Raw genomic sequence first — 281 nt, forward strand, 5'->3', positions numbered from 1 at the left:
TTTCCACGACGGCTGCCGCCCCGGTGTCGACCGCATCCTGCAGGCGCTGTAGGAAATGCCCGACCTGAGTGACGGGCCGCCACGGGGGCACCTGCGGGTGAGAGCCACGCATGGGTTCGGGCGCAAGGTGATCGCGCCGCTGCTGTCTGCATTCCGGGCCCACTTCCCCGAAGTCTCGCTCGAACTGCAGCTGGAGGAGCGCCCGCTGGACCTTGCCTCCGACCGGATCGATGTGGCGTTCCGCGACGGCGTGCTGGAAGACAGCGAGGTCATCGCATAAA

Annotated in this window: 1 protein-coding gene; it reads left to right on the forward strand. The window is 67.3% G+C overall.

Annotated features, from left to right (window positions below):
• Nucleotides 1-55: 55 nt before the first annotated feature.
• Entirely contained in the window at nucleotides 56-280 is a 225-nt protein-coding gene (locus ACQG3P_RS19510; protein ID WP_426805964.1) for a LysR substrate-binding domain-containing protein, read from the forward strand.
• Nucleotide 281 lies beyond the last annotated feature (1 nt).

It is taken from the genome of Stenotrophomonas sp. SrG (assembly GCF_050031795.1).
Classification (GTDB): domain Bacteria; phylum Pseudomonadota; class Gammaproteobacteria; order Xanthomonadales; family Xanthomonadaceae; genus Stenotrophomonas; species Stenotrophomonas rhizophila_A.

What these genes read in the sequence shown, in the direction of transcription:
- ACQG3P_RS19510 (WP_426805964.1), top strand. Translation starts at nt 56, where the DNA reads ATGCCCGACCTGAGTGACGGGCCGCCACGGGGGCACCTGCGGGTGAGA.